The sequence below is a fragment of the Corallococcus sp. AS-1-6 genome, from assembly GCF_020037015.1.
Lineage (GTDB): Bacteria > Myxococcota > Myxococcia > Myxococcales > Myxococcaceae > Corallococcus.
This window is the reverse complement of sequence record NZ_JAIQDE010000031.1, coordinates 15,657-33,394: the sequence shown is the minus strand read 5'-3', so window position 1 is coordinate 33,394 and position 17,738 is coordinate 15,657. Positions and strand designations below refer to the sequence as shown.

General features: G+C 69.3%; 17 protein-coding genes. 15 read left to right on the top strand and 2 right to left on the bottom strand.

Features of this window, described 5'->3' with window-relative positions; genetic code table 11:
* The first annotated feature begins 10 nt into the window (after positions 1-10).
* From K8612_RS32415 to K8612_RS32345, 15 genes are all read left to right on the top strand, one after another.
* The gene (locus tag K8612_RS32415; protein ID WP_223765071.1) at positions 11-1,333 is read left to right on the top strand and encodes a DUF4105 domain-containing protein; all 1,323 of its coding nucleotides are present in this window, start codon (positions 11-13) and stop codon (positions 1,331-1,333) included.
* Between the two features lie 50 nt (positions 1,334-1,383).
* Positions 1,384-2,506, top strand: a protein-coding gene (gene prfB / locus K8612_RS32410; protein WP_223765070.1) for a peptide chain release factor 2 whose coding sequence is annotated in 2 segments (ribosomal slippage) — positions 1,384-1,452 and positions 1,454-2,506 — 1,122 coding nt in all. Because the reading frame shifts where the segments join, the coding sequence is not laid out codon by codon here.
* 168 nt (positions 2,507-2,674) lie between these two features.
* Complete coding sequence (locus K8612_RS32405) at positions 2,675-3,307, top strand: sigma-70 family RNA polymerase sigma factor (protein ID WP_223743881.1); 633 nt, start codon at positions 2,675-2,677, stop codon at positions 3,305-3,307.
* Positions 3,304-3,684: an anti-sigma factor gene (locus K8612_RS32400; RefSeq protein ID WP_014395488.1), complete on the top strand. Its 381-nt coding sequence runs from the start codon at positions 3,304-3,306 to the stop codon at positions 3,682-3,684. Before K8612_RS32405 ends, K8612_RS32400 begins: the two co-directional genes overlap by 4 nt.
* 89 nt (positions 3,685-3,773) lie before the next feature.
* A complete protein-coding gene (gene lysS / locus K8612_RS32395) occupies positions 3,774-5,333 on the top strand; it encodes a lysine--tRNA ligase (protein WP_223765069.1) in 1,560 nt (519 codons plus the stop codon).
* Between the two features lie 12 nt (positions 5,334-5,345).
* The gene (locus K8612_RS32390; protein WP_223743855.1) at positions 5,346-7,706 is read left to right on the top strand and encodes an ABC transporter permease; all 2,361 of its coding nucleotides are present in this window, start codon (positions 5,346-5,348) and stop codon (positions 7,704-7,706) included.
* Positions 7,707-7,708: 2 nt separating this feature from the next.
* Positions 7,709-8,383 carry an ABC transporter ATP-binding protein gene (locus K8612_RS32385; RefSeq protein WP_223765068.1) on the top strand — a complete coding sequence of 225 codons (675 nt, stop codon included), beginning with the start codon at positions 7,709-7,711 and terminating at the stop codon, positions 8,381-8,383.
* 76 nt (positions 8,384-8,459) lie between these two features.
* The gene (gene bamA, locus K8612_RS32380) at positions 8,460-10,931 is read left to right on the top strand and encodes an outer membrane protein assembly factor BamA (RefSeq protein ID WP_223743857.1); all 2,472 of its coding nucleotides are present in this window, start codon (positions 8,460-8,462) and stop codon (positions 10,929-10,931) included.
* Between the two features lie 119 nt (positions 10,932-11,050).
* Entirely contained in the window at positions 11,051-11,617 is a 567-nt protein-coding gene (locus tag K8612_RS32375; RefSeq protein ID WP_120619223.1) for an OmpH family outer membrane protein, read from the top strand.
* 15 nt (positions 11,618-11,632) lie between these two features.
* Positions 11,633-12,697 (top strand): UDP-3-O-(3-hydroxymyristoyl)glucosamine N-acyltransferase, encoded by a 1,065-nt coding sequence (gene lpxD, locus K8612_RS32370; RefSeq protein ID WP_223765067.1) that lies wholly within the window; start codon positions 11,633-11,635, stop codon positions 12,695-12,697.
* Positions 12,694-13,164, top strand: a complete 471-nt coding sequence (fabZ, locus tag K8612_RS32365) for a 3-hydroxyacyl-ACP dehydratase FabZ (RefSeq protein WP_206797923.1) — start codon at positions 12,694-12,696, stop codon at positions 13,162-13,164. Before lpxD ends, fabZ begins: the two co-directional genes overlap by 4 nt.
* A gap of 34 nt (positions 13,165-13,198) precedes the next feature.
* Positions 13,199-13,975 carry an acyl-ACP--UDP-N-acetylglucosamine O-acyltransferase gene (gene lpxA, locus K8612_RS32360; protein ID WP_223743859.1) on the top strand — a complete coding sequence of 259 codons (777 nt, stop codon included), beginning with the start codon at positions 13,199-13,201 and terminating at the stop codon, positions 13,973-13,975.
* 30 nt (positions 13,976-14,005) lie between these two features.
* On the top strand, positions 14,006-14,809 hold the full coding sequence (locus K8612_RS32355; RefSeq protein ID WP_223743860.1) for a UDP-2,3-diacylglucosamine diphosphatase LpxI domain-containing protein: 804 nt from the start codon (positions 14,006-14,008) through the stop codon (positions 14,807-14,809).
* A 74-nt stretch (positions 14,810-14,883) separates the two neighbouring features.
* A complete protein-coding gene (locus tag K8612_RS32350) occupies positions 14,884-15,909 on the top strand; it encodes an OmpA family protein (protein WP_223765066.1) in 1,026 nt (341 codons plus the stop codon).
* A gap of 8 nt (positions 15,910-15,917) precedes the next feature.
* Positions 15,918-16,388 (top strand): hypothetical protein, encoded by a 471-nt coding sequence (locus K8612_RS32345; protein ID WP_223765065.1) that lies wholly within the window; start codon positions 15,918-15,920, stop codon positions 16,386-16,388.
* Here K8612_RS32345 and K8612_RS32340 read toward each other — a convergent pair.
* The gene (locus K8612_RS32340) at positions 16,381-17,010 is read right to left on the bottom strand and encodes a MarC family protein (RefSeq protein ID WP_223765115.1); all 630 of its coding nucleotides are present in this window, start codon (positions 17,008-17,010) and stop codon (positions 16,381-16,383) included. The genes K8612_RS32345 and K8612_RS32340 overlap by 8 nt on opposite strands.
* 12 nt (positions 17,011-17,022) lie before the next feature.
* A complete protein-coding gene (locus tag K8612_RS32335; RefSeq protein WP_223765064.1) occupies positions 17,023-17,727 on the bottom strand; it encodes a polyprenol monophosphomannose synthase in 705 nt (234 codons plus the stop codon).
* Positions 17,728-17,738 lie beyond the last annotated feature (11 nt).

Here is a 17,738-nt window from a genome sequence, read left to right as displayed (position 1 = left end):
GGATGGAACGATGCCCCGCCTGTCGTCTCTCATCGTCGCAAGCCTGTTGGGTCTCCTGCTGACCGCGCCTGTCGCGCGCGCCGCGTCGGTGCCGCCGTGGGGCACGGGCGAGAGCCGGGGCGAGGACCTGTCCATCTGGCTGGTGACCTTCAGCCCCGGCGACGACGTCTTCTCGTGGTGGGGCCACGGCTCGCTGGTGGTGGAGGACCGCGCCCGCCACATGCAGCGGCTCTACAACTACGGGATGTACTCGTTCGACGACCAGACGGTGGTCCACTTCGCCAAGGGCCGCCTGGAGTTCTGGGTGGGTGAGTCGAGCGTCAACGGCACCTTCCGCTTCTACAAGTCGCTGGATCGCGACGTGCGCGTGCAGGAGCTCAACCTCACGCCTGAGCAGCGCGTGACGGTGGCGAAGAAGCTGGCGGACAACGTGCTGCCGGAGAACCGCGACTACCTCTACGAGCACTACAGCGACAACTGCGTGACGCGGCTGCGCGACATGATCGACGTGGCCGTGGGCGGCCGGCTGGCGGAAGCGGAGAAGGCTCCGGCCCGCATGACGCTGCGCGAGCACACGCGGCGCTACACGGCGGTGAGCCCGCCCGTGAGCTTCCTGCTCGACTTCATGATGAACGACTCCATCGACAAGCCCATCACCCGCCGCGAAGAGGCCTTCCTCCCGGACGAACTGGAGCAGCAGGTGGCGGAGCTGAAGGTGCCGGGCCCGGACGGCCGGCCGGTGTCGCTGGTGGAGAAGCAGTGGGACTTCTACGCGTCGCCCACGCGCGCTCGGCCCCCCGCGCAGCCCCCCGCGTTCGGCCCGTACATCCTCGCGCTGGGCGTGCTCCTGGGCGGCGCCGCGCTGGGACTGGCCGCGTGGGAGAAGAAGGGCAGCCGCGCGGCGCGCATCCTCCTGGGCCTGGAGAACGTGGTGGTGGGGCTGGTGCTGGGCATCCCCGGGCTGGCGCTCGTCGTCATGTGGGTGGGCACGAACCACGTCGTCACGCACCACAACGAGAACCTCTTCCTCGCGAACCCGCTGACGCTCCTGGCCGTGCCGTACGGCCTGCGCCTCACCTGGAACAGCGCGAAGGCCCGCTCGCGGCTCAAGTGGGTGTGGGGCCTGCTCGCGGTGACGGGCGCGCTGGGGCTGGTCCTCAAGGTCCTTCCCTGGTTCGACCAGGACAACTGGCGCGCCATCGCGCTCATCCTGCCCATCTCCCTGGGCATGGCCGGCGCGTTCTGGCTGGACCGGCTCCGGGCGCTCGTGCCAGGAACGGCGCGCACGCCGCCCCGTCAGGATGCACAGGTGACCTCGCTCAAGGCCTCCTGAAACACCCCGGCATTCCCAACTGTTTCGATACGAAGGAGACGACGAACACCATGGCGAACGATTCGATGGAGAAGATCCAGACCCTGAAGGAGCGCCTCAACGCGCTCCGGGGGCATCTTTGACCTCGACCGCAAGCGGTCCCGCATCGCACTGATTGAACGCGACTCCACGCAGCCCGACTTCTGGAACGACAACACCAAGGCCCAGGGCCTGCTGAAGGAGAAGTCCACGCTGGAGGCCAGCGTGGGCGCCTTCGACAAGACGCTGCGCGGGCTGGACGACGCGCAGACGCTGCTGGAGCTGGCGGCGGAGATGAACGACGAGGCCAGCGCCCAGGAAGCGGAAGGCACGCTCGCGGCGCTGGAGGGAGAGGTCGCGAAGCTGGAGCTGGCGCGGATGCTCTCCGGGCCGCAGGACCGCAGCAACTGCTTCATGGACATCAACGCGGGCGCGGGCGGCACGGACTCCATGGACTGGGCAGCCATGCTCCTGCGCATGTACACGCGCTACGGTGAGACCAAGGGCTGGAAGGTCGAGCTCAGCGACGAGGTGCCGGGCGAAGAGGCGGGCTTCAAGAACGTCTCCCTGCGCATCGAGGGTGAGAACGCCTACGGCTACCTCAAGGCGGAGGTGGGCGTGCACCGGCTCGTGCGCATCAGCCCCTTCGACGCCAACGCCCGCCGCCAGACGGCGTTCGCCTCCGTGGACGTGTACCCGGAGGTGGACGACAGCATTCAAATCGACCTGCCGGAGAAGGACATCGAGCTGAAGTTCATCCGCGGCGGCGGCGCGGGTGGACAGAAGGTGAACAAGACGTCGTCCACGGCGCAGCTCCGCCACCTGCCCACGGGCATCATCATCACCTGCCAGACGGAGCGCTCGCAGTCGGCCAACAAGGACATGGCCTTCAAGATCCTTCGCGGCCGCCTGTACGAGCTGGAGATGAAGAAGCGCGAGGCCGAGCGCGACGCGGCGGAGGCGGCGAAGAAGGACATCTCCTTCGGCTCGCAGATCCGCAGCTACGTGCTGGCGCCGTACCGCATGGTCAAGGACCTGCGCACCGGCGTGGAGACGGGCAACGTGGACAAGGTCCTGGACGGCGACCTGGACGAGTTCGTCACCGCGCAGCTTCTGGGCGTGAAGAACCCCAACCGCAACGCCTCCGCGGACTAGGGGCACGCAAGCCCCCAGCCGGACGTCCGGACGCATCCCACACCCCTCCCGGGCCTTGAGGCCGGGAGGGGTTTTTCATGCCCGGGAACCTTTTTCCGGGGCCGGTGTCAGGGGGGGCGGGGCAGGGTGGTGCGGTAGGATGGCGTGGGCCGGACACGGGAGGCGCGGGTGTCACCGGGCGGAGTGCTCGACGTCGGACAGCAGGCCCTGGCCGCCGAGGCCCTGGCCGACCCGCGCCGCGAGGAGCAGGCGCTGCTCGTCCGGCTGCGGCGCGGCGACCCGGAGGCCTTTGAATCGCTGGTGCACCAGCACCAGGACCGCCTCTACGACTTCTGCTTCCGCATGCTGGGCGACCGCGAGGAGGCCCACGACCTGGTGCAGGAGATCTTCGTCAGCGTGCACCAGAACGTCCGCCGCTTCCGCGAGGACGCGCGCCTGTCCACGTGGCTGTTCCGCATCTCCAAGAACCACTGCCTCAACCGGCTGAAGTACCTCCAGCGCCGGGGGCGGGGCCGCTCGGACGTGTTCGACGAGGTGAGCGCCGCCGCCATCTCGGAAGGGGGCGGTGCGCCGCCGCAGCCGGACGCCGCCCTGGACGCGGCGCGTGAGCGGGCCCGGGTGCAGCGGGCCATTTCCCAACTGGACCCCGATGCGCGCATGCTGGTGGCGCTGCGAGACATCGAGGGCCTGAGCTACGACGAGATTGTCGACATCACCGAGCTGCCCGAGGGAACCGTGAAGAGCCGGCTCCACCGGGCACGCGAGAAGCTGGCGGACCTGCTGGGGCGCTTCGAACCATGAGCGGCGGCGGGTGGAGGTCAACGGACGTGGAACCGCGATTGGATCACCGCGAGGCGAGGGCGCTCTTCCTGGCGCTCGCCGATGAACAACTGGCGGCCCCCCAGGAGCAGGCGGTGCGCAGCCACCTGGACGGCTGTGAGGAGTGCCGCCAGGGGTGGGACCGGTACGCCCGCACGGTGGAGCGCGTGCGCACGGTGGAGCGGGAGAAGGCCCCGCCCGCGCTCGCGTCGCTCGTGGCCGCCCGCGTGCGCCGCCAGCGCCGCTTCGGCCTCAAGGGCCTGCACCTGGCGCATGCCCAGCACCGCTTCCCGGTGGAGATCCTCATCCCGCTGCTCCTGGCCGCGGCGGTGGGCGCATTTCTCTTGATGTCTTCCTGACGGTCGTTTCCGGGGCCGCCACCCCCTGGGATGCGTTGCGTACCGGGGGAGGCTTGGCTACGGTGCCGCGCCTTTCATACGAGCGCGTCATGGCCGACCCCGAGAACAAGACCCCCCCAGGTGAGAAGAGCGGCGAAGCGGCGGACTCCAGCTCCAAGGAGCAGGAGATCTACCAGCAGCGGTTGGACAAGGCCGAGAAGTGGCGCGAGGCCGGCTTCAACCCCTACGGCAACGGCTACGCCCCCAAGCACCGGGCCGCGGACATCCTGGCCACGCACGCCCACCACTCCATGGAGGACCTGGAGAAGGACGCGCCCGTCTACGACGTCGCCGGCCGCATCGTGGCCATGCGCTCGTTCGGCAAGGCCGCCTTCATCAAGCTGCGCGACCGCTCCGGGGAGATCCAGGCGCACGTGAAGAAGGACGCGCTCGGGGACCTCTATGAGGTCTTCAAGCAGTGCGACCTGGGCGACTTCGTCGCGGTGCAGGGCCCCGTCTTCCGCAGCAAGACGGGCGAGCTGTCCCTGTCCGCCACCAGGTTCGTGCCCCTCACCAAGTCCCTGCGCCCCCTGCCGGAGAAGTGGCACGGCCTCACGGACGTGGAGGTCCGCTACCGCCAGCGCTACCTGGACCTCGTCTCCAACCCGGACGTGAAGCAGGTCTTCCTCAAGCGCAGCAAGCTGGTGAAGTTCATCCGGAGCTTCCTCGACGGGCGGGACTTCGTCGAGGTGGAGACCCCGATGATGCACCCGCTGGTGACGGGCGCGGCGGCGCGGCCGTTCATCACGCACCACAACACGTACGACATCGACCTCTACATGCGCATCGCGCCCGAGCTCTATCTGAAGCGGCTCGTGGTGGGCGGCATGGATCGCGTCTACGAAATCAACCGCAACTTCCGCAACGAGGGCATCAGCACCCGGCACAACCCGGAGTTCACGATGCTGGAGTTCTATCAGGCGTACGCCACGTACGAGGACCTGATGGACCTCACGGAGGAGATGCTCTCGGAGGCCTCCCGCCACGTCACCGGCGACTCCAAGGTGAAGTACGGCGAGCACACGGTGGACTTCGGCAAGGGCTGGAAGCGCATCCCCATGCCGGAGGCCATCCGCGAGGCCGTCCCCACCCTGTCCGACAAGGACATGGTGGACGTGGACCGCCTGCGTCACGAGCTGCTCAAGACGGTCCACTCGGAGGCGGAGCGCCGCGCCGTGGACGCCATGAACCACGGTGAGCTGGTGGGCGCCCTCTTCGAGGCCCACGTCGAGCACACGCTCATCCATCCCACCTTCATCACCCAGTATCCCACCGCCGTCTCCCCGCTCGCCCGCCGCAACGACCAGAACCCGGAAGTCACGGACCGGTTCGAGCTCTTCGTCGCGGGCCGGGAGATCGCCAACGCCTTCTCCGAGCTGAACGACCCCCTGGACCAGAAGGGCCGCTTCCAGGCCCAGTTGGACGCGAAGCAGCGGGGCCAGCAGGAGACCATGGACTACGACGAGGACTACATCCGCGCCCTGGAACACGGCATGCCGCCCACGGCCGGTGAGGGCATCGGGATTGATCGCGTCGCCATGTTGTTCACGGACGCCGCCAGCATTCGTGACGTGATTCTCTTCCCCCTCCTCAAGCCGCTGGCGAAGTAGCCACGAGGCCTCGTGCACCCCGCCGAACGGCAGACCGACTATCGCTGGCCCCTCCTGTGGGCAGGCGCCCTCGTGGCCCTCGTGGGAGCCATCCTCCTGGGGGTGGCCATCTCCGAGTCCGAGGCGTGGGCCGAGGTGGCCGGCGCCCTGGGCCTCTCCTTCGTGGGGTGGGGCGGGCTCGTCCAGTCCTTCGACGCCGGGGCGCTCGCCCTGGGCGCCCAGAAGGCCGCGGCCGTGGCCGGCCCCAAGGCGCTGGTGGCGGGGACGCTCGTCTGGCTGGCCGGCTGGGGGCTCATCGCCGCCGGCATCCGCCGCGCGCCGGCCTCCGGTGAGGGGCCCAGCCCCGCCGCCGGTGCCCCGCTGTACCCGCGCCTGGCGCGCTACCGGGACTTCTACTGGAGCACGCTGGGCGCCTACGGCGGCGGCATCCTCCTGGCGGAGCTTGCGCTGCTGCTGCTCCAGACCGTGCTCTCCAGCGGCGTGCCGTCCGACCTGGGCGGCGCGGCGCGCGAGGCGGGCGGGGGGCTGTCCCTGCCGCCCACCATCGCCTTCGCCATCGCGTTCATCGTGAGCATGGGCGTGGCGTTCGCGTCCGGCTTCGTGGGCGCGTCCCGGGCGCAGCGGCTGTCGTTCCCGGAAGCCACCATCGGCGTGTTCTACCTGGGCCTGCCGGTGCCCATCCTCCTGTCGCTGATGGAGCGCGTGCCGTCGCTCCAGCTCGCCCTGGGCTACCGGCTGCGCGAGGTGACGTACGTCGCGGGGCTCATCGGCCGGCCGGAGCTGGCGTACTGGCTCGTCTTCGCCGCGCTGGTGCTGGCGCTCGTGCTGGGCATCAACACGGGCTTCATCGCGGCGGGCAGCGGCCGGGTGGACCTGCGGCTGGGCTTCGAGCTCTTCGTCGCGCGCCGGCACGTGGCGGTGTTCCGCCCGTCGCTGCTGTTGGGCGCGCTCGCGGTGCTGATGTTCGGCATCATCCCGCCGCTCATCGTCTACTTCATCATCCGCGGGGCGGAGGCCGCCGTGGAGCGCACGCGCGTGAAGAACCTGGGCCTGGCGGATCCGCTCGCCGCCGCGTCCGCGCAGCACCGGATGAAGCTGCACGAGCAGTCGCCCACCATGATGATGACCGCGCTGTCCGTGGGCGGCGTGGGCGTGGGCGTGATGGCGCTCATCATCGTGCTCAGCGTGATGAGCGGCTTCGAGGCCGACCTCCAGCAGAAGATTCTGGGCACCAACGCGCACGCGGTGGTGTCCCGCTACGCGGGCGACCTGCCGGACTACGCGAAGGTCATGGAGCAGGTGAAGCGCGTGCCCGGCGTGGTGGGCCAGACGCCCTTCATCATCAACCAGGTGATGATCGCCTCGGAGGGCAACGTCGACGGCGTCATCATCAAGGGCATCGACCCGAAGACGGTCGGCTCGGTGACGGACCTGCCCCAGAACATCCTGCCCGGCGGCGACCTGGGCCACCTGGAGCAGCCCGCGAAGATCCTCCCCAGCAGCGCGGCGGAGGGCCGCGAGGACGCGGAGGAGGAGGACCCCATCATCGGCAAGCCCTCCAAGCCCGCGAAGCCCACGGTGCTGCCGGGCATCATCATCGGCCGGGAGCTGGCGGCGTCCTTGCGCGTGGTGGTGGGGGACCGGGTGAACGTCGTGTCCCCGCTGGGCACGGAGCTGGGGCCGTCCGGGCCCATCCCCAAGAGCCGCGCGTTCCGGGTGGCGGGCGTCTTCTACTCGGGCATGTACGAGTACGACTCCAAGTTCGTCTACATCCTGCTCCAGGAAGCGCAGGACTTCTTCGCCGTGAAGGGCGCCACCGGCATCGAATTGAAGGTGGCGGACATCGACGACGCGCGCCGCATCGCCAACCAGGTGGTGCGCGTGCTGGGCGGCTACCCCTACCGCGCGCGCGACTGGGGCGAGATGAACAAGAACCTCTTCTCCGCGCTGCGCCTGGAGAAGCTGGTGATGGGCATCATCCTGTCCATCATCATCATCGTCGCCGCGGGCCTCATCGTCGCCACGGTCATCATGCTGGTGCTGGAGAAGCGCAAGGAGATCTCCGTCCTCAAGGCGCTGGGCGTCCCGGACGGCGGCATCGTGAAGATCTTCCTCGCCGAAGGGCTCCAGATTGGCGTGGCCGGCGGCGTGCTGGGCCTGTTCTCCGGTCTGGCGTGGTGCCTCTTCATCGAGAAGGTCGGCATCAAGCTGGATCCGGAGGTCTATTACATCCCCGCGCTGCCGGTGCGCATCGAACCGGTGCAGACGGCGCTGGCGGTGGTCATCGCGGTGCTCGTCACCTACCTGGCGTCCATCTACCCGGCCCTCAAGGCGAGCAGCGTGGAACCGGTGGAAGGTCTGAAGGCGGAGTAGCCATGGCGCTGTTGTCCATCCGCAACGTCTTCAAGAGCTACTTCCTGCACGGCAAGCGCATCGACGTGCTGCGCGACGTGTCGCTGGACATCAACGCCGGCGAGCTCGTCTCCATGATTGGCGCGTCCGGCGCGGGCAAGAGCACCTTCCTGCACGTGCTGGGCACGCTGGATGCCCCCGCCGCCGGTGAAGTCCTCTTCGACGGGAAGTCCGTCTTCGCCATGAACGACGCGGAGATCGCCGAGTTCCGCAACCGCACCATCGGCTTCGTCTTCCAGAGCCACTACCTGCTGCCGGAGTTCACCGCGCTGGAGAACGTGGCCATGCCCGCGCTCATCCAGCGCCGGGACCGCGGCCCCGCGTATGCCTACGCCCGAGAGCTCCTGGAGCGCGTGGGCCTGGGCAGCCGCGTGGACCACCGCCCCGGCGAGCTGTCCGGCGGCGAGGCCCAGCGCGTGGCCCTGGCGCGCGCCCTGGTGCTCAAGCCCGCGGTGCTGCTCGCGGACGAGCCCACGGGCAACCTGGACCCCACGACAGGCGAGGGCATCCACCAGTTGCTCCGGGACGTCAACCGGGACCTGGGCATCACCGCCGTCGTCGTCACGCACAACGAGACGCTTGCTCGCTCCATGCCCCGCCGTCTGAGACTGGCCGGCGGGCAGGTGTCGGAGGCCTGATGGCCACTCGCTTTTGGATTGAGGGGCCCTCCCCCCATCCCGTACATTGCCCCGCCTTTTCCTGGCCGGACTGCACTTGAGGCTCACCGTTCTGCGCAAGTCATTGCTCCCGCTGCTGGCGGTCGCCCTCTGGGCGCTCGGGCCCGTTTCTGCCTACGCCCAGGTGGACGTGGACGCGGGCTCGCCCACCGTCGTCCCGCCGTCCACTCCCGCCGCCACGCCCGTGTCGCCTCCGGATGGGGGCACGCCCACGGGCGCGGACGTGCCGCTGGCCTCCTCACCGGATGACGAGGACACCAACGTCTCCCCCTCGGACCGGGTGGTGGAGATCCGCATCGAGGGCAACCGCCGCGTGGAGTCGGAGGCCGTCCGCCGCGCCCTGCGCACCCGCGTCGGTGACCCGCTCACGCGCTCCGCGGAGGACCTGCGCGCCATCTGGGCCCTGGGCTACTTCACGGACGTGCAGTTGCTCGCGCAGCGCATGGCCAACGGCATCGCCTACGTGGTGCGCGTGGTGGAGCGCCCCGTCATCCGCGCCGTGCAACTGCAGGGCAATGAAGAGCTCAGCGCGGACGACCTGAAGGAGCAACTGGAGCTCAAGGCCGGCGCCATCCTCGACATCGAGGCCGTGCGCGCCACGCAGAAGAAGATCCAGGAGAAGTACGTCGAGAAGGGCTACTTCCTGGCGGAGGTGACGTACCGGCTGGATCCGGTGGAGAACGGCGCCGCGGTCAACGTCGTCTACGTCATCAACGAGCACTCGAAGGTGATGGTGAAGCAGATCGTCCTCCAGGGCGCGGAGAAGGTGTCCCCGGAGGAGCTCAAGGCGACCATGATCACGAAGGAGGGCGGCTTCCTGTCCTTCTTCACCGGCGAGGGCACCTACCGCGAGGAGGCCTTCCAGCGCGACCTCGCCGTCATCCAGATCGCCTACTACGACCGCGGCTTCATCAACGTCCGCATCGACAAGCCCACCGTGCAGTTGTCCGCGGACAAGCGCGACATCTACATCACCCTGCACATCACCGAGGGTGAGTCGTACGACATCGGGAAGATCGACTTCGCGGGAGACCTGGAGCGCCCGCCGGAGGAGCTGCTGAAGCTGATGAAGTCGCGCCCCAAGCAGCGCTTCAACCGCGGCCAGCTCTCCACGGACATCTCCGCCATCTCCGACGTGTACTTCGACAAGGGGTACGCGTACGCCAACATCAACCCCGTCACCTCCGTGAACGCGGAAGACCGGACGGTGGACCTCACCTTCGACATCCAGAAGGGCCCGCTCGTCAACATCGAGCGCATCGACGTCGTCGGCAACACGAAGACGCGCGACAAGGTCATCCGCCGCGAGCTGCGCGTCTACGAGGGCGAGCTCTACAACGGCACCGGCGTGAAGCGCAGCCGCGAGCGCGTCACCGCGCTGGGCTTCTTCGAGACCGTCGAAATCACCCAGCACCCGGGCAGCTCCGACAACGCCATCGTGTTGCAGGTGGAGGTGAAGGAGAAGGCCACGGGCACCTTCCAGGTGGGCCTGGGCTTCTCCAACGTGGAGAACTTCATCTTCACGGCCCAGGTGTCGCAGAACAACTTCCTCGGCTGGGGCCAGAGCGTGTCCGCGTCCGCGCAGATCTCCGGCCTGCGCTCGCTCGTCCAGTTGTCGTTCTACGACCCGTACTTCCTGGACACGAACTACCTCCTGTCCGCGGAGTTCTTCCGCGTGCAGGCGGACTACGAAGGCTTCATCCGCAACTCCACGGGCGGCACCATCTCCCTGGGCCGCCAGTTGGTGGACGACGTGCTCGCCACCGTCGGCTACTCGCGCGAGTACGTGGACGTGCAGGCGGGGCAGGGCATTGGCGCGGTGCTGCTCGCCAACCAGTTCCAGTCCGGCGTCACCAGCGCGCTGCGCCTGTCCGTGTCCTTCGACCGGCGTGACAACCGCCTCTTCCCGTCGCGCGGCTTCATCCACTACGGCTCGGTGGAGACGGCGCCCTCGTTCCTGGGCGGCACGTTCCTCTTCAACCGCTACACCGCCTACTCGCGCCTGTACTTCCCCATGCCGCTGGGCTTCGTCTTCAAGACGAACGCCACGCTGGGCTACGTGCAGCAGCTCGACTCCAGCAAGCCGCTGCCCATCAGCGAGCTCTACTACGTGGGCGGCATCAACACGATCCGCGGCTACTACCTGCGCAGCATCAGCCCCACGCTGCTGGTGCCGCGCGCGGACAACCCGGACGCCAACGTCACCGAGTTCCGGGTGGGCGGCAACAAGCAGCTCATCTTCAACTTCGAGCTGGAGTTCCCCATCTTCGAGAAGGCCGGCCTGCGCGGCGTGCTCTTCTACGACGCCGGCAATGCCTTCGGCTCCAACGAGAAGTTCTTCGAGGACCGGCAGGACAAGCTGCCGCTGGGCCTCTTCCACTCGGCGGGCTTCGGCTTCCGCTGGTTCTCGCCCATCGGGCCCCTTCGCTTCGAGTGGGGCATTCCGCTCACCAAGCGGCCGTCGGACGACCCCATCCTGTTCGAGTTCACGATCGGTAACTTCTTCTGATAGGCATCGACCCCAAGGCCCCCCCGGCCACCGCGCTCCCGCCCCTTCCGGGCGGAAGTGAACAGGCCGGGAGGGCGGACGTCGGAGCCTGCAGCACCCTTTCCGAGGAGCCTTGACCCATGTCGCTTCGAAGCACCCTGGCGGCCGCCGCCGCTGTCCTGTCGCTCGCCCTCCCGGTTGCCGCTTCGGCCGCCGAGCTCAAGGTGGCCTACGTCGACCTGCAGCGCGTGCTGCTGGAGGTGGACGACGGCAAGGCCGCCAAGGCCCGTCTCCAGAAGTGGCTGGAGGACCGCCAGAAGGAAATCGACAAGGAGCAGGAGGCGCTGCGCAAGGAGAAGGACACCCTGGACAAGCAGGCCAGCGCCATGAGCGAGGCCACGCGCACCCAGAAGGCCACCGAGCTCCAGAAGAAGGTGATGGAGCTGGCGCAGAAGTACGAGCGCAGCCGCGCCGAGGCCGCCAACAAGGAGCGCCAGGAGATGGAGCCCATCGTCAACCGCATCGACCAGGTCATCGCGTCCATCGCGGAGCGGGACGGCCTGGGCATGGTGCTGGACAAGCGCGACTCCGGCATCGTCTTCGCGCTGTCCCAGTACGACATCTCCAACGAGGTCGTGCGCAGCTACAACAACAGCGCCTCCAAGAAGCCCGCGCCGGCGGCCAAGGACGCCCCGGTCAAGAAGTAGGCGTTGGACACCCCCGTGCCTTCCGCACCCAACGCGCACCGGCTGGGGGACATCGCCGCCCACGTCCGGGGTGAGCTCCTCGGCGACCCCGGACTGCTCGTCCATGGCCTGAACGGCCTGGAGGAAGCGGTCCCGGGGGAGGTGTCGTTCTACGGCAACCCCCGCTACCGCAAGCAGTTCGAGGCCACCCACGCCTCGGCGGTGCTGGTGGGGATGGATGCCCCCGCTCGCGACGGCGTGGCCCTGGTGCGGGTGCCCAACCCGCACCTGGCCTACGCGAAGCTCCTCACCCTGTTCCACCCGGCCGCGCGGCCCGCCGCGGGCATCCACCCGGCCGCCCACGTGCACCCGGAGGCCACGGTGCACCCGGAGGCCACGCTGAAGGCCGGGGCGGTGGTGGAGAGGGGCGCCCACGTCGGCGCCCGCACGGTGCTGCACCCCGGGGCCTATGTGGGGGAGGGCGCGCGCGTCGGTGAAGACTGCGTGCTGTACCCGCACGCCACGGTGCGCGAGGGCTGCGTGGTGGGCTCGCGCGTCATCCTCCACGCTTCGTCGGTGGTGGGCGCGGACGGCTTTGGCTTCGCCTTTGACGCGGAGGGCGAGGACGGCCCCCGCCACTTCAAGATTCCCCAGGTGGGCATCGTCCGCATCGAGGACGACGTGGAGGTGGGCGCCTGCACCTGCATCGACCGCGCGACGGTGGGTGAGACGGTGGTGGGCCGGGGGACGAAGCTCGACAATCTGGTGCAGATCGCCCACAACGTGCGCGTGGGCCCGCTGTCGCTCATCTGCGCGCAGGCGGGCGTGTCGGGGTCGGCGGAGGTGGGCACCGGCGTGGTGCTCGCGGGGCAGGTGGGCGTGGTGGGCCACATCCGCGTGGGAGACCTGGCCAAGGTGGGCGCGCAGTCGGGCGTCGCCCATGACGTTGCGGACGGGCAGGTCGTCAGTGGCAGCCCCGCCATCCCCCACAAGGACTGGCTGCGCGCCAGCGCCGCGTCGGGGCAACTGGCGGACCTGCTCAAGGAAGTGCGTGCCCTTCGCAAGAGGGTGGAGCTGTTGGAGAAGGAGAAGGGCGGATGATGGACATTGGCGAGATCCAGGCGCTGCTGCCGCACCGCTACCCGTTCCTCCTGGTGGACCGGGTGGTGGAAATCGTGCCGGGCCAGAAGCTCACGGCGTACAAGAACGTCACCATCAACGAGCCCTTCTTCAACGGCCACTTCCCGGGGCACCCGGTGATGCCGGGCGTGCTCATCCTGGAGGCGCTCGCCCAGGCCACGGCCATCCTTGCGTATAAGACGGAAGCCATGGACCCGACGCGGCTCGTCACGTACTTGATGGGCGTGGACAACGCGCGCTTCCGCAAGCCGGTGGTGCCCGGAGACCGGCTCCAGTTGGACATTGAAGTCATCCGCCACAAGGGCGCCATCTGGAAGACGAAGGGTGTGGCGTCGGTGGATGGCGCCAGGGTGGCGGAAGGGGAGTTCCTCGCCACCGTGGTGGACAAGAACAAGGCCGCCAAGGGCGACGAGAGCGCGGCGCCGTAGGGCGCGTCATACGCGCTGCTGAGGAGAGAAGGACATGGCGCAGGTTCATCCCACCGCGGTCGTCCATCCGGGGGCCCGCCTCCACGACACCGTGGAGGTGGGGCCGTTCTCGGTCATCGGGCCCCAGGTCGTCATTGGCGCGGGCACCCGCATCGGGCCGCACGTCGTCATCGAGGGCCGCACCACGTTGGGGGAGCGCAACCACCTCTTCCAGTTCTGTTCCGTGGGCGCGGCGCCCCAGGACCTCAAGTACGCGGGCGAGGACACGGAGCTCGTCATTGGCGACGAGAACCAAATCCGTGAGTTCGTCACGGTGAACCTGGGCACGGTGGCCGGCGGCGGCGCCACGCGCCTGGGCCACCGCAACCTGCTGCTCGCCAACAGCCACATCGCGCACGACTGCATCGTGGGCAATGAAGTCCTGCTCGCCAACGGGGCCGCGCTCGCGGGCCACGTGGTGGTGGAGGACGCGGTGAAGATTTCGGGCCTGGTCGCGGTGCACCAGTTCACCCGGCTGGGGCGCTACGCCTTCATCTCCGGCGGCTCCATGGTCACCATGGACGTGCCCCCGTACTGCACCGTGCAGGGGGACCGGGCCACGCTGGTGGGCCTCAACACCGTGGGCCTGGAGCGCGGCGGCTTCACCGAGGAGCAGATTGGCCGGGTGAAGGAGGCCTACCGCATCCTCTTCCGCTCCAAGCTGGGGCTCCAGGACGCGCTCGCGCAGCTTCGCGGGGAGCTCTCCGGCCACCCGGAGGTGGAGCACCTGGTTCGCTTCGTGGAGACAAGCAAGCGCGGCGTCACGCGCTAGGCCCTCTCACGAGGGCACGGAGGGGAGTGGGTGGAGCGCATCGGGCTCATCGCCGGCAACGGCCAGCTTCCCTTCCTCTTCGCGCGGGCCGCCCGGGCGCGCGGCCTGGAGGTCGTGGTGGCCGCGCACCGGGGAGAGACGGACCCGGCGCTGGAGCAGGAGGTCGGCCACTTCGCCTGGGTGCGCGTGGGGCAGGTGGGCCGCATCCAGAAGGTGTTCCGCCAGGCGGGCGTCACCCGTGCGGCCATGGCGGGCGGCATCGGCCACGTGCGCGCGCTCACGGAGGCCCGGCCGGACCTGGGCGCGGTGCGCATCATCTCCCGCCTGCGCAGCTTCCGGGACGACGCGCTGCTGCGCGCGGTGGCCGCGGACTTCGAGGCGCAGGGCATCACCATCATCGCGCCCACGGACTTCCTGGGCGAGGTGCTCTGCCCCGAAGGGCACCTGGCCGGCCCCGCGCTCAAGCCCGCGCAGGAGAAGGACGTCGCCCTGGGCCGCGAGGTGGCGGTGCTCCTGGGGCAGGCGGACGTGGGCCAGACGGTGGTGGTGCGTGAAGGCCACGTGCTGGCGCTGGAGGCCGTGGAGGGCACCGACGAGACCATCCGCCGGGGCGCGAAGCTGGGCGGCCCGGGCGCGGTGGTGGTGAAGCGCTGCAAGCCGGAGCAGGACCTGCGCTTCGACCTGCCCGCCGTGGGGCCCCGCACGCTGGAGGTCATGGCGGAGGTGGGCGCCCGGGTGCTGGCGCTGGAGGTAGGGCGCACGGTGCTGTTGGACGCACCCGCCCTCTTCGCGGGGGCCACCGCGCGGGGCATCACCCTGGTGGGCGTGCGGTAGGCTCGCCGGGAATCCCTTCCCCCGGGCTGGAGTTGCCTCCCCACCTCCCCCCGCGACGCCGAGGTTGACGCCGCATGTCCGTCCGACTCCTACCTCTCGTGGCCCTGCTGGGCCTGCCGCTCCCCGCCTCCGCGGAGGCCATCCGGGTGTCGCTGGAGGGCAAGGCGGCGCTGGGTGAAGGCGTGCCCGCGCTGCTCGTCCACATCGAGGAGCCCATCGACGGCTTCGAGGTGAAGCTCAAGCGCAGCGACGGCAAGACGGTGGAGCTCAAGGGGGGCGGCAAGCCGGGCATCACCCGCCGCGTCGCCCTGGAGCAGCCGGAAGGGAAGTTCCACTACGAGGGCGAGCTCACCGTGCGCTTCCCGGGCGGGGCGGAGCCGGGGAGCATGCCGCTCTCCTTCGACACGGAGGTCAACGGCCCGCTGAGGATGGAGGTGCGCCCCGAGGACGTGGACGTGGCCGGGCGCAAGCTGCGCTTCACGCTGTCCCGCCCGGCCGCGAAGACGGAAGTCACGGTGAAGATGGACACCGGCAAGACGGCCTTCGCGGGCGACGTGGACTTCAAGGGCGCGCCTGCGGGCACGCCGCTGGAGGTGAAGTGGCTGCCGGCGGAGGGCAAGGTGATGCACATCCGCCTGAGGGCCTACGACACCTCCGACTTCTACACCGGCGTGGACCTCTACCCGTGGCAGGTGGACATCCCGCATGAGGAGGTGACCTTCGCCTCCGGCCGCTCGGACATCCCGCCGGCGGAGAAGGGCAAGCTGGACGCCAGCTACAGGAGCATCACGGATGCGCTGAATAAGTACGGCCGCTGGGCGTCGCTGCGCCTGTACGTGCTCGGGCACACCGACACGGTGGGGCGCACGGAGGACAACCGCGAGCTGTCACTCAAGCGGGCGAAGAGCATCGCGTCCTACTTCCGCCAACGGGGCCTGAAGGTACCAGTGTTCTACGAGGGCTTTGGTGAGCAGTCCCCGGCGGTGCCCACGCCGGACGAGACGGCGGAGGCGGCCAACCGCCGCGCCGAATACATCATCGCGGTGGAGGACCCGTCCCTGACGAGCGCGCCCTTCGCCCCTCGCTGGCGCAAGCCTTGAGGTGACACATGGTGGAACTTCCTCGCATCCGTTGGGCGCTCGCCGTGGCGGGCCTGGGCTTGCTGGGGACGGCGGGCTGCGTGCACACGGTCCCCCTCGAGCAGCGCGTGCGGGCCGAGGACGAGAAGTGCACGCTCCTCCAGGCGCTGATGCGGCAGCCCGAGCCCGCGAAGGCCATCCAGAAGTTCGTCGCCGAGGGCAAGGAGGAGAGGGCCCCCGTGGTCGTCTACGTGCGCCACCCGGAGGAGGGCTCGCTGGAGCGCTTCTTCACCGGTGAGACCCAGTGCGCGAACGAGTCCTTCAAGGTCGTGCAGGAGAACGTGGTGGACGCCGTGGTGGTGTACCTGCAGGAGGTCCAGGGCGGCTACGCGTACGACGCGCGGCGCTCCAGCCCGGAGCACCTCACCATGGAGGGCCGCCCCCAGGGCACCGTGCGCAAGGACGGCGCCGTGTGGGTGGCGGGCGCGGACGCTATTTGAGCAGGTCCTTCGCCCCGTCCGCGATGAACTGCACCGCGATGGCGGCCAGGATGAGGCCTGACACGCGCTCCAGGATGGCGACGCCGGACTGACGCAGCACCCGCTGCACCAGGCTGGACGCGTTGAGGATGAAGTAGGTCGCCGTGAAGGTCAGCACCACCGCCGCGACCACCGGCAGCGCGGACACGAAGGACGTCCCGGAGCGCGCCATCAGCACCATGGCGGTGGCGATGGCGCCCGGCCCCGCGAGCAGCGGGATGGCCAGCGGGACGATGGCCACGTCCTCCTTCACCACGCCCTCTTCTTCCTCGGTGGGGCTGGTGCGCGTGGAGGACGGGCGGGCGCGCAGCATGTCCAGGGAGGTGATGAGCAGGAGGATGCCGCCGGCCACGCGGAAGGCGCCCAGCGACACCGCGAACACCTGGAAGATGACGCGGCCGAAGACGGCGAAGAACAGCATCATCCCGCACGCCACCAGACAGGCGCGCAGGGCGGTGCTGCGGATCTGCTGCTTGGTGTCCCCCGCCGTCATCGCCAGGAACAGCGGCACGACGCCAATCGGGTCCACCACGAAGAAGATGGCGGACAGCGACACGAGGAAGGTGGACACCAGGGCGGACATCGACATGGCGCTCTAGACCGTGAAGCGCAGCTTCCAGACCATGCCCAGCGCTTCGACGAAGATCTTCTTGTTCATCTTCGAGTGCCCCACGCGCCGGTCCTCGAACACGATGGGGACCTCGCGCACGGTGAAGCCCTTGCGCAGGGTGCGGTAGGTCAACTCGATCTGGAACGCATACCCGGTGCTGCGCACCTCATCCAGGTGGATGGCCTCCAGCACGCGGCGGTTGAAGCACTTGAAGCCGCCGGTGAGGTCGCGCACGTCCACGCCCAGGATGCTGCGCGCGTAGAGCGACCCGCCGCGGCTGATGAGCTTCCGGCCCACGCCCCAGTTCACCGTGCCGCCGCCGTCCACGTAGCGCGAGCCCAGCACCAGGTCCGCGCCGCCCTCCGCGGCGTCCAGGAAGCTGGGCAGGTAGCGCGGGTCGTGGCTGAAGTCCGCGTCCATCTCCAGGATGTACGTGTAGCCCTGGGCCAGGGCCCACCGGAAGGCGGCCAGGTACGCGCGGCCCAGGCCCTCCTTCTTCTCGCGGTGGAGCACGCGCACGCGCGGGTCCTTCGCGGCCAGCTCGTCCGCGAGCTGCCCCGTCCCGTCGGGCGAGTTGTCGTCGACGACGAGGATGTCCACACGGGGGTCCGCCGCCAGCACCGCCTGGGTGATGGGGCCGATGTTGTCCCGCTCGTTGTAGGTGGGGATGCAGACCAGCGCACGGTTCATGACGGGGCGGA

Bases quoted from the DNA above. Each gene is read 5' to 3' on its own strand.
- K8612_RS32415 (WP_223765071.1), top strand. From the start codon at position 11: ATGCCCCGCCTGTCGTCTCTCATCGTCGCAAGCCTGTTGGGTCTCCTG.
- K8612_RS32400 (WP_014395488.1), top strand. From the start codon at position 3,304: ATGAGCGGCGGCGGGTGGAGGTCAACGGACGTGGAACCGCGATTGGAT.
- lysS (WP_223765069.1), top strand. From the start codon at position 3,774: ATGGCCGACCCCGAGAACAAGACCCCCCCAGGTGAGAAGAGCGGCGAA.
- K8612_RS32385 (WP_223765068.1), top strand. From the start codon at position 7,709: ATGGCGCTGTTGTCCATCCGCAACGTCTTCAAGAGCTACTTCCTGCAC.
- K8612_RS32375 (WP_120619223.1), top strand. From the start codon at position 11,051: ATGTCGCTTCGAAGCACCCTGGCGGCCGCCGCCGCTGTCCTGTCGCTC.
- fabZ (WP_206797923.1), top strand. From the start codon at position 12,694: ATGATGGACATTGGCGAGATCCAGGCGCTGCTGCCGCACCGCTACCCG.
- lpxA (WP_223743859.1), top strand. From the start codon at position 13,199: ATGGCGCAGGTTCATCCCACCGCGGTCGTCCATCCGGGGGCCCGCCTC.
- K8612_RS32350 (WP_223765066.1), top strand. From the start codon at position 14,884: ATGTCCGTCCGACTCCTACCTCTCGTGGCCCTGCTGGGCCTGCCGCTC.
- K8612_RS32345 (WP_223765065.1), top strand. From the start codon at position 15,918: ATGGTGGAACTTCCTCGCATCCGTTGGGCGCTCGCCGTGGCGGGCCTG.
- K8612_RS32340 (WP_223765115.1), bottom strand. From the start codon at position 17,010: ATGTCCGCCCTGGTGTCCACCTTCCTCGTGTCGCTGTCCGCCATCTTC.
- K8612_RS32335 (WP_223765064.1), bottom strand. From the start codon at position 17,727: ATGAACCGTGCGCTGGTCTGCATCCCCACCTACAACGAGCGGGACAAC.